6 protein-coding genes are annotated in these 10,929 nt (G+C 35.9%); all 6 read right to left on the reverse strand.

The features are described from left to right. Positions 1-51 precede the first annotated feature (51 nt). Positions 52-1,152 carry a recombinase RecA gene (recA, locus tag A1D25_RS07545; RefSeq protein ID WP_157395083.1) on the reverse strand — a complete coding sequence of 367 codons (1,101 nt, stop codon included), beginning with the start codon at positions 1,150-1,152 and terminating at the stop codon, positions 52-54. A gap of 123 nt (positions 1,153-1,275) precedes the next feature. Beyond that, a complete protein-coding gene (locus A1D25_RS07550) occupies positions 1,276-1,881 on the reverse strand; it encodes an aminotransferase class IV family protein (RefSeq protein ID WP_157395084.1) in 606 nt (201 codons plus the stop codon). Next, complete coding sequence (locus A1D25_RS07555; protein WP_157395085.1) at positions 1,859-2,830, reverse strand: aminodeoxychorismate synthase component I; 972 nt, start codon at positions 2,828-2,830, stop codon at positions 1,859-1,861. Before A1D25_RS07555 ends, A1D25_RS07550 begins: the two co-directional genes overlap by 23 nt. A 147-nt stretch (positions 2,831-2,977) precedes the next feature. After that, entirely contained in the window at positions 2,978-5,593 is a 2,616-nt protein-coding gene (adhE, locus tag A1D25_RS07560) for a bifunctional acetaldehyde-CoA/alcohol dehydrogenase (RefSeq protein ID WP_157395086.1), read from the reverse strand. A gap of 279 nt (positions 5,594-5,872) precedes the next feature. Next, a complete protein-coding gene (locus A1D25_RS07565; RefSeq protein ID WP_157395087.1) occupies positions 5,873-9,007 on the reverse strand; it encodes a two-partner secretion domain-containing protein in 3,135 nt (1,044 codons plus the stop codon). Positions 9,008-9,027: 20 nt separating this feature from the next. Beyond that, on the reverse strand, positions 9,028-10,692 hold the full coding sequence (locus A1D25_RS07570; RefSeq protein ID WP_157395088.1) for a ShlB/FhaC/HecB family hemolysin secretion/activation protein: 1,665 nt from the start codon (positions 10,690-10,692) through the stop codon (positions 9,028-9,030). Positions 10,693-10,929 lie beyond the last annotated feature (237 nt).

Consider the following 10,929-nt stretch of genomic DNA (forward strand, 5'->3'; position numbering starts at 1 on the left):
ACTTTGTCAATAATCTGATGCGGTTTAAATAAACCGCATTTTGAGTGTGATTTAAAGCTCTTCTTCAAATTGATCTTCTGAGTTATCATCACTCTCTGCTACTGGTGCAAGTGCTTTATCTGGGTTAGAAATGAGTAATTCACGAATGCTTTGTTCAATTTTCTCAGCTTGTTCAGTGTTTTCTTTTAGCCATTTGATCGCATTATTCTTACCTTGACCAATTTTTTCACCTTCATAAGAGAACCAAGCACCTGATTTCTTAATAAGATCGTGGGCAACTGCAAGATTGAGAATCTCTCCTACTTTTGAAATCCCTTCACCGTACATAATATCAAATTCGGCAACTCGGAATGGCGGAGCAACTTTATTCTTCACTACTTTTACTTTTGTTTCGCTGCCTAAAATTTCTTCTCCATCTTTTACAACACCTGAACGGCGAATGTCTAGGCGAACAGACGCATAGAATTTTAACGCATTACCACCTGTAGTTGTTTCTGGGTTACCAAACATTACGCCAATTTTCATACGGATTTGGTTAATAAACACAACTAAGCAGTTGGTTGTTTTAATGTTAGCGGTTAATTTTCTTAATGCTTGAGACATCAAACGAGCCTGTAAGCCCATATGAGAATCACCCATTTCACCTTCAATTTCTGCTTTAGGAGTTAAAGCTGCAACAGAGTCCACGATAATGACATCAACAGCACCAGAGCGTACTAAAGCATCACAAATTTCAAGAGCTTGTTCACCATTATCTGGCTGGGAAATGAGTAGTTTATCTGTTTCTACACCTAATTTTCTTGCATAAACGGGATCGAGTGCGTGTTCGGCATCAATAAAAGCACAGGTTTTCCCTGTTTTTTGTGCTTGTGCAATTAAAGATAGCGTGAGCGTTGTTTTACCCGAAGATTCAGGCCCGAAAATTTCAACAATACGCCCCATAGGTAAACCACCAATCCCTAATGCAAGATCAAGTCCTATTGAGCCTGTTGAAACGGATTCAATATCAAGTTGCTGTGTATCACCTAATTTCATAATTGAGCCTTTACCAAATTGTTTCTCAATTTGAGCAAGGGCTGCAGCTAGTGCTTTTTCTTTACTTTCTGGCTCTGTGTGCTTTACGACTGCGGGTGTTGATTTTTTCTCTGCCATAGTTGGATTCCTTTATCATTCAAAATGGGTATAACGGCTATCTGCCAAAATTTGCGTGCATTATACTGTTTGAATATACAGTTTCAAGTCTTTTTTAGAAATTTTTCGATCTTGATCGTAAACTTATTTTAAGATAGTTGATGAATTGATGGTAATTGCCCTTTCTAAATCAAAGGGATTTAAGGCATTAACCATCATTATTTTTTCATAAGCCCAAAGATCATCTGCGGTGATTTTGGTTAGCTTTACTTCACCTATATCTAATAAATAACTTAATTGCGTTCCTTTTAATAAATAATGATGTGAGCTATACCATTTATTCTTTTTTAAAAAGAGTAAATTACCAATAGTAGAATCACTAACCAACCCATTATTGATAATAATGATTTCATCACTATTTTGCTGATTTTTGAGTAAATCTAACCGCTTGCGATCACTATATTTAAATTGATAGTCTAAATTTTGTGTATAAACCAGTTTAAATTGTGTGATTTTCTTTGGCGTATAAGGATAAAAATTTATCTCATAATTGTGTTGATTATAATCTACTCTGCAACGAAAAAAGCCTTGTCTAAATGCATTTGGAACAGATATATTCGATAAATTTAAATTACATTCAGATTGAAAATAATGCAAAAAAGCATTATTAACACGCTGCTGATGATAATATAAATGATGAAACTCGCCGTTTATAACAGCTAGTGTTTCAAAGAGTGGATATTGGCACATAAACTTTCTCTAAAATTTCATTATATTCTTCATCTAATTGACTTAATGCAGTAATCCCCCCACCACTGCGAAAAATAAGTTTATTTCCTTGCTGTTCAATATAACGAATAGCAACTGCACTATCTAAGTTCTCACCGTCAAAATAGCCAAATATGCCTGTATAGTAGCCTCGTTCTTGTTGCTCTGCTTGTTGAATAATTTCAACAGTTTTTAGTTTTGGAGCACCACTAATTGAGCCTGCTGGTAATAAGGTGGCTAATATTGTTCCTACTCTATTTTGCCAGTTATGTTCTAATTCTCCGCAAATTTCAGAACTAGTTTGATATATTGATCCACGATGTGTTTCTACTTTATCTATATATCGATATTTTGTTACTTGGATATATTTAGCGACTAAAGCAAGATCATTTCTAATTAAATCAACAATGGTATTATGTTCAGTAAACTCTTTTTGTGAGTTTATTAATTTATCTTTAGCATTATTTTCGTTTGCATTGATAGTACCTTTCATTGGATAAGAATAAATTTTATTTTGTTGAATACGAATAAAGCACTCAGGGGAAAAACAGACAAATTGATCTTTTAAACGTAATTTATATTTTGCTTGGCTATTTAAATAGATTTCATCTAACTGATAATTTGTGTTTATTTCTGTTGGTACGGTTAAATTTAACAAATAACTATTACCCGCTTGAATTTCTTTCTGAACTAATTCAAAGGCGGATTGATATTGTTGAAAATTGATCGGCAAAGTAGCTAATTCAAAAGTTTTAGAAGTAGTTGGTAAAGTAGGCTTATTTACTATTTGTCCAAAATCGAACCAAATACCTTCAGACATTGCTTGATCAAGCGGGTAGATAAGCGGTTTTTTTTGCTCAAAATCGATCAAAAAGAAAAATGGTATTCTGTTTTTACCAAAATGATTAGCGGTTTGGATAAAGTGTTGCATCGTTCTTTCATTAAATTTTATGGTTGGTACATTATAGCAACTTTTTAAATAGGAGAGAGCTATACTATGAATAAATGGCGATCACCTCAAAGCAATCGCCATTTTATTTAATTCCACCAATAAATGTAACTAATTGATATATATAGTTTATTGTCCGTAATACGCTTTAGTTAAAATTTCTTCCATATCTTCAACCATTGCTAGACGTGGGTTAGCAGGGGTACATTGATCTTCAAAGGCGAGCAATGCAAGCTCTTTTCGAGCAGCTAAGAATGCTTGCTCTTCCACGCCTTGCTCACGCAACGACATTTTAATTCCACAGCGAACTGCAAGATCGTGTACCGCTTTAGCATAAGATTCTACCCCTTCAGCTGGTGTTGATGCAGGTAGTCCAAGCATTCTAGCAATATCTTGATATTTCTCATCTGCTTTGTAGTGGTTGTATTTCGGCCAAGTTGCCACTTTAGTTGGACGTGTACCGTTATAGCGGATAACGTGTGGCATTAAGATCGCGTTAGTTCTACCGTGAACAGTATGGAAACGTCCGCCTAATTTATGTGCCATTGAGTGATTGATACCTAAGAATGCGTTTGCAAATGCCATTCCTGCAATAGTAGATGCGTTATGCATACGCTCACGAGCTTCTGGATCAGCTTCTTTTACCGATTTTTCTAAGAATTGGAAGACTAATTTAATGGCTTGGAGGGCTAACCCGTCTGTATAGTCGTTAGCAACAGTCGAAACGTAGGCTTCCGTTGCGTGAGTAAGTACGTCTAAGCCTGTATCTGCGGCGATATGAGCAGGAACAGTCATCACTAAAGCGGGATCAACAATCGCAATCGTTGGTGTTAGCGAGTAATCAGCAATCGGGTATTTTTTATTTCCTTCAGTGATTACCGCAAATGGCGTTACTTCAGAGCCAGTGCCTGATGTGGTTGGAATTCCGACAAATTTTGCTTTACGCCCTAATTGTGGGAATTTGAAGGCACGTTTGCGGATATCCATAAATTTCTGTACAAGATCGCGGAAATCTACTTCAGGCTGTTCATAGAATAACCACATTACTTTCGCAGCGTCCATTGGCGAACCGCCACCTAATGCAATGATTGTGTCAGGTTGGAAACTACGCATTAGTTCAGTACCACGGCGAACGGTTTCAATGCTTGGATCGGGTTCAACATCAGCAAACAGTTGGTAGGTAACTTTATTTTTGCGTAAACGAAGTTGTTCGGCAATTTTTTCTACAAAGCCGAGATCGACCATTGATCTGTCTGTTACGATCATCACACGTTCAACATCTTTCATTGATTTTAAATATTGAATGGAATCACGTTCAAAGTAGATTTTTGAAGGGACTTTAAACCATTGCATATTATTTCTCCGTCTGCCGACACGTTTAATGTTTAATAAATTGACCGCACTGACGTTATTGCCAACGGAATTTTTACCATAAGAGCCACAGCCTAATGTTAAAGAAGGTAAGAATGAGTTATATACATCGCCTATTCCACCAAAGGTTGATGGCGAGTTCCAAATAACACGAATAGCTTTAACTCGTTCGCCAAAGGTTTTCGCTAATTGAGCATCTTTGGTGTGAATCGCTGCAGAGTGCCCTAAACCGTGGAAATTCACCATTTGCTCGGCGAGCGTAATGCCTTCTTCAGTAGAATGAGATGTGAGTAAGGCTAAAACAGGTGATAATTTTTCACGAGTAAGCGGTTCGCTTTCGCCAACTTCTTTAGATTCAGCGAGTAAAATATTGGTATTTTTCGGAACGGAAAAGCCCGCTTGTTCTGCAATCCAAGCCGCTGGTTTACCGACTACCACCGCATTTAGTTTCGCACCAGAGCAACTTGTTTTATCGGCTTTATCAACTCCGAAAATAAATTTTTCAAGTAAGGCTTTTTCTTTTTTATTTACAAAATAAACGCCGTAGGATTGCATTTCTTTCACAAAATCATTGTAGATTTCCTTATCAACAATCGCTGCTTGTTCTGAAGCACAAATCATTCCGTTATCAAAAGATTTTGACATCACAATGTCATACACCGCTTGTTTCAAATCGGCTGTTTTTTCCACATAAGCAGGCACATTTCCTGCTCCAACGCCTAGAGCAGGTTTTCCGCAGGAGTAAGCCGCTTCAACCATTGCATTACCGCCAGTGGCAAGGATTGTTGCAATGCCTTTATGTTTCATTAGCAATGAAGTCCCTTCCATTGATGGCGTTTTTATCCATTGCACACAGTCTTTAGGTGCGCCCGCAGCAACGGCAGCATCATAAACAATTTGTGCAGCGTGAGCAGAGCATTGTTGAGCTGAAGGGTGGAAAGCAAAGATGATTGGGTTACGAGTTTTGAGAGCGATAAGTGCTTTGAAGATGGTGGTGGAAGTTGGGTTAGTGGTTGGTGTGATACCGCAAACAACGCCTACGGGGTCGGCAATCTCAGTGATACCTGTTACATCGTCTTCACTGATTATCCCAACGGTTTTGAGATTCCGCATATTATTGACGACATATTCACAAGCAAATAGATTTTTTGTGGCTTTGTCTTCAAATACCCCTCGTCCAGTTTCTTCAACTGCGTGAAGGGCTAAAGCACCGTGTTTATCAAGTGCGGCGACAGATGCTTTTGCCACAATATAATCCACTTGTTCTTGATCAAGCTGACGGAATGCATCTAATGCTTTCAGACCACGCTCAACAAGCTCATTGACTTCAAGTTGTGCATCATAAGGTTGTGCAGATTTTGCATTACTAACCATAGTCATTTTCCTCTAAATAATAATTTTAACTGATGAAATTATTACTCATATGGAGTGTAATTACCGCAAAATTTACGCTAATTATGCTGGTTTTGTGATCTACATCAAGTTTTTGAGAATTATTATCAACAATGAAAAATATCATCAACAAATTATTAACAGGGAAGATCGTTGTAGTAAGCGGTGGGATACTTATTATTTTTTGCAAAAAAGCAGATACGACATTACTGAGCGTATCTGCTTTATTAAGATATGCAACTACCTGTTAATCAAGAGGAGTTATTTAACTTCTCCAACATTAACACGTACATCTGAGTGTTTATCACCTAAGTTGATTTCTTTACACTCTTCTCCCTCTGAGCAAACATTAATATTAACTTCTTTTTCTATTGATAAGGTATGAATGAGTGAAGCTCCTATATCTAAAGAACTATTCCGAATAATATTACTTTCTTCAGTGGCTCTTTTTGATTTTTCTTGTGCTTCATTTGCTTTTTCAAATGAGTGAGAAGCAACATCTGTGATAGCTGACGGACTTACCACACTGTTTGTTTCAACAACATTATTTTCAGGCACAACATTATTTTCAGGAGCTACATTTTCATTATCCGTAGTGTGCTCAACCGTATCATTTGTAGCAGGGGCAGTTTCAGTAACAATTTCTTCTACTGGAACTGGCTCTGGCTCTGGCACACCATTTAACGCATTGAGTTCACGAGTTAATTCTTCTTCGGTAAACTCTAATTTAGTTGTATCACCGACAATCGTTGCCTCATTCTGCTTTTGTGTTCTTGAACGTTCGAAGTAAGAAAAATCAGCATTTTCAGTCTCAAACTTCAAATTTTCAGAACTGTGATAAGCAGGGGCACCATTCGGGGCGACAATTTTCAGTGTTAAGTTTTCAAGTTTAACTGCTGCTGGTGTTGCTGCCATACTTAAACCTACATTACCTAATTCAGGGTAAGGAGCAGTAATATCAAATGGCTTGTTTTCATATTTCTTCGGATCATAAGCAATACCTAGATTAAGAATTTTAATATCTAGATCGTCTTTACCATTTTCTCCTTTCCAAGTTGCAGCACCGTTAGTTCTAACCGTATATCCATCGTTAGATTTCACGAAAATAGAACTTTTATTTTTACCAGTCATATCGCCAATAGAGAAGAAACTCGCGATTCCAAATTCTTTATCTGGAGATACGCCTGCTTTCTCTGCTCCTTTTACGCTGATATGGGTATTATCAAGGACTGTGTTACCATTTAATCCTAATTTATGGATCTTACCGTGGAATGGATCGTGGGTTAAATCACGATCAAACTCAATATTGATATTACTATCTTTTAAGTTGATATTTTTTGCCATTAAGTGCAAGAAACCATCTTTAATATTAAGATTAGTATTAGTCATATTGATGTTTGTATCTAAATGTTGGCGGTTTTCTGCAACAACCCAACTATCATAAGTGTCTAAAAACTCACGAGGAATATAGGTATAGTCTAATTCTGTTGAATAACCCCAACGGCGACATCTTTCGCAATTGTGATTTTTTTCAGAACGTTGAACACGCTCCTCTAAATCTTTAATTGCATATTCCCAAGCAGGCTCTTTTTTTGCCCCATATACTCGGCTATTACCACCGTGAATATAGAAATTAGATCGCCCTGTATGAGAAACGTTATTGAAGTTTACATTTCCCATACCACCTGCAATAACAAAATCGTCAATATTCTTTAATTGAACCTTATCTAAATTCACATTAAAGTAACTACGGCGTTCATCTTCAAACCAATAAGTACTTACATAATCTGCATTACGTCCAGAACGACCAATACCAATAGCACCATTACCTAAATCTAAAGTAGAGTTCTTAATATTGACACCGAGAAAGGTATTTTCAGGGAGATTTCTATTTTTATAATCCCACAGTTGTGTTGCAATTCTTAAACGACCGCTTTTAGTATTGATATTTGCATCTTGGATATTGATATTGCTACTTGTGGTGAGTGATAGAAAAGCATCGCTTTCTTTAAATGTATTTAAATTAAAATTCCCTTTCCATTCAAAACCACCATAATTTAGTTGCTTTGTTATAGGATCGCTAAATAATTTAGAATTTAGTGTTACCTTTCCACTATTCCCAAGCATAGATGCTAAAGCACCATTACTGATAAAGTTTCCGCTATTATCAGCTTTTGGTGTATCGCCAATAGAGATCTTCCCATCTAGCTCTACATTAAATTTATTACGCTGTTTTCCTGTATCGGCTGAATAGAAATTAGACGATTCACTCGTTGCTCTATCAAATTCACCAGTAAACTCTAATTTATTTACTTTGATATTAGTTTCTTCTGCAAGGATTTTTGAGCCTTTATTTGATGAGATTTTGACTTCTTTATTATTACGATGTGGAGAAGTAAATACTAATTCTTTTTGAGCTTCAATATTACTATTCTCACCTAAATTGATGTTTTCAGCTGTTAAGGTTATTTTACCATCTCCTCTTACATTTGCTGTGGTTGCTTGTAAAATACCATTGTTATTTACCGCTGAATTTAGTGCTTTTTCTTGCCCTTTAGCTGTTAGTTCAATATAACCATTTTCGGCAATAATTGCACCATTATTCTCAACAATATTAGCCATTGTATTCGCATCAAGTTCAATATCTACTGCCGTTGCACTATTTGGAAGTGATACTGTAAAACTTTCTCCAGATGCTAAAATAATTTGGGCTGGTGTTGAGATAGTCTCGGTAATGTCTTTATCGTAATAATGGTATCCATAGTAAGAATAATATTCGCAATAATAGTCTGCTCCTCCACTACATACTCGTTTTTTAGTTTTAGTCGTTTTGGAAAAATTACTTGCATTTAACTCTCCATCATTACTTACTTCATCACCAACCAAGGCAATAAACCCATTTTGCCCATTAGCGGTGATTTTACCTTGGTTTTTTACTTCCCCTTCATCTGCTTTTTTACGAATAAAACGGAAATTCTTTTTATCAAGGTCACTTTTTGTGTTCTCTAGCTCTTTTGTTGTCGCTAATAATGCCCCTACATTCACTTCAGCAGTTTTTGAAAAGATTACGCCATTTGGGTTAGATAAAAATACTCGTCCATTTGCAGTTAGCTTACCTTGTATTTCACTCGCATTCCCACCTGTTACACGGTTGTGAGCAATAGATAATGATGTAGGTTGCTTAAATTCAACACTATTTTGAGCGCCAATATCAAAGCTATTCCAGTCAATACTGACTACATTTGAGCTTTGGTTGATTGTCATTGCATTATTTGATCTTTCTATTGTTGCTGTACCGTGAGTGATATTTTCTCCGATAGGTAAAGCATTCGCATAAGCAAATGCACCAGCAAAGGTTGTATAGATACCAATACTAATTAAGTTAAATTTACGCATATTTATATTTTCCTCCCAAATTAAAATGTTTTCGCAACAGATAACCACACTTGATGCTTATCATTACCTGCTAATTTTGTACCTAATGTTTTTGCCACTGTTGCACTAATTGCATAGTTATTGATTGCAGAAAGCGTTAAACCAATACCCGCACTTTGAATACTTACATCATTTTTTACATTAGGAGCGAGATGTTGGCTATTTTTATAATATTCACCCTTACCATAATCATAGAAGAGTGAGGTTGTTAAAATGCTTTCTTTAAATAAAGGCAAATAATGTTTTAATTCCGTTTGTAGAATATGCCCATTATCTACACTTGCTACACCAGATTTATATCCTCGTACAGCGTACAATCCACCAAGTAACATTTTCTGTGAGCTATCTAAATTGGTATCTGCAACTTGCCCACTAATGCCTAGCGATAATGCAAAAGATTTTGGCAAGGCTTGCTCGTGAGTAAGTTGATACTGGAATACAGTAAATGCAGTTGTTTTGGACTGATTTTGTGTAGAATCATTGGTGTGATCATTGACTTTGCCAAATACAGTGCCTAGAGAGAAATAGGTAATCCCATTTTTGGTAGAACGCCAAGAACCATTAGTTGAAATATTGATAAGATTAGATTTACGTTTTTGATATACATTGACTGCATTTTGCTCATCTTTCAATATTTGATGATTAAAGGCAATTTTTGTATTTAAACGAAATTCAGGTGTACGAATGGTTGGATGTAATAGATAAGCTCCAAGTGTGCTAGAATTTCCTTGTGCATTTAAGTCTTTAAAGTTACCACCCAGTTTATAGTCAAGGTAGTTAGCATTTACACCTAATTTTGTACCATATCCATTGATTAAACCTGAATAATCTAAACGAGCACTTTTTAAGTTCGCTTTATCAGAGATAAGAAAATCAAGTTTTAAATCATCACCAAAGCCAATTAAATTATTGAGTTGTGTTCCAGCAGACAAGCGATATTGTCCAGTGTCTTTATTCCCTTGATTATCCAATAGTAAATAACCACTAAAACGTTTGCTATCTTCTACGGAAATTACAACATCACTTGAACCTTTAGCTTGGCCCGCTTTAATTGCAAGATTAGGTTTTACCCCTTGAATATCGTTAAGCAATAGTGCGACTTTTTCAAGATCGCTTTTATATAGATAAGCGTTATTTTTCAAATTAGCTTGGCTAATTTTATTCAAAATGGTTGTAGATAAACGACTATTGTTCTGAACAGAAATATTGTCGATTCTTCCTTTAATGATATTGATTAGTAAGGTTCCATTCTCAATATCTTGAGGTGGTAGAATAGCTCTCGCAACAAGGTAGTTATTTTGACGATAATATTCAGTTATTTTTTGAACTAGCAGATTAAGCTCTGAAAGCGTAGTTGGCTTATTTACATAATTGTTCAGTAGATGGGAAAGATCTTCTGATACCAAATTCCCATCTAAGTCCGTTACTTTGATATGTTGCAGCGTGAATTCAGCTTCGTTAGCCTGTTTTCCTCCAGTTACCGCAACTTTATTATCAAATAACGAACCGCTAGGTTTTACTCTTTCCTGCTGACGTTGATTGAGTTCCTGATTCAGTAATCCAGCGTCAGTATTTGCATAGACACTTACTGCTAAACTATTTGCGAGTACTACCGCCAATAAAGAATGTTTAGTCTTTAAACACATCTTATTTCATCTCCTTTTAGTCGTGTTTATTATTAGAATGACCAAAATTCTAATAAAAAAAAAAATCATTATCAATAACGAGAAATGCAAAAATATTGTTAAGTTAATGTACTTATAACTTTTAGAAATAATTAATGAAGAAAAACTTTATTTAAACAATAAAAAAGGAGTAAATCTCTATTGGAGATTTCAGATTATTGACAAAGTCTTTTTTCATTCGGACGCCAGCGTGGCGTC

The organism is Ursidibacter arcticus (genome assembly GCF_009761375.1).
GTDB classification, from domain to species: Bacteria; Pseudomonadota; Gammaproteobacteria; order Enterobacterales; family Pasteurellaceae; genus Ursidibacter; species Ursidibacter arcticus.

Coding starts and splice junctions, on each gene's coding strand:
- recA (WP_157395083.1), bottom strand. CDS start 1,152: ATGGCAGAGAAAAAATCAACACCCGCAGTCGTAAAGCACACAGAGCCA.
- A1D25_RS07550 (WP_157395084.1), bottom strand. CDS start 1,881: ATGTGCCAATATCCACTCTTTGAAACACTAGCTGTTATAAACGGCGAG.
- A1D25_RS07555 (WP_157395085.1), bottom strand. CDS start 2,830: ATGCAACACTTTATCCAAACCGCTAATCATTTTGGTAAAAACAGAATA.
- adhE (WP_157395086.1), bottom strand. CDS start 5,593: ATGGTTAGTAATGCAAAATCTGCACAACCTTATGATGCACAACTTGAA.
- A1D25_RS07565 (WP_157395087.1), bottom strand. CDS start 9,007: ATGCGTAAATTTAACTTAATTAGTATTGGTATCTATACAACCTTTGCT.
- A1D25_RS07570 (WP_157395088.1), bottom strand. CDS start 10,692: ATGTGTTTAAAGACTAAACATTCTTTATTGGCGGTAGTACTCGCAAAT.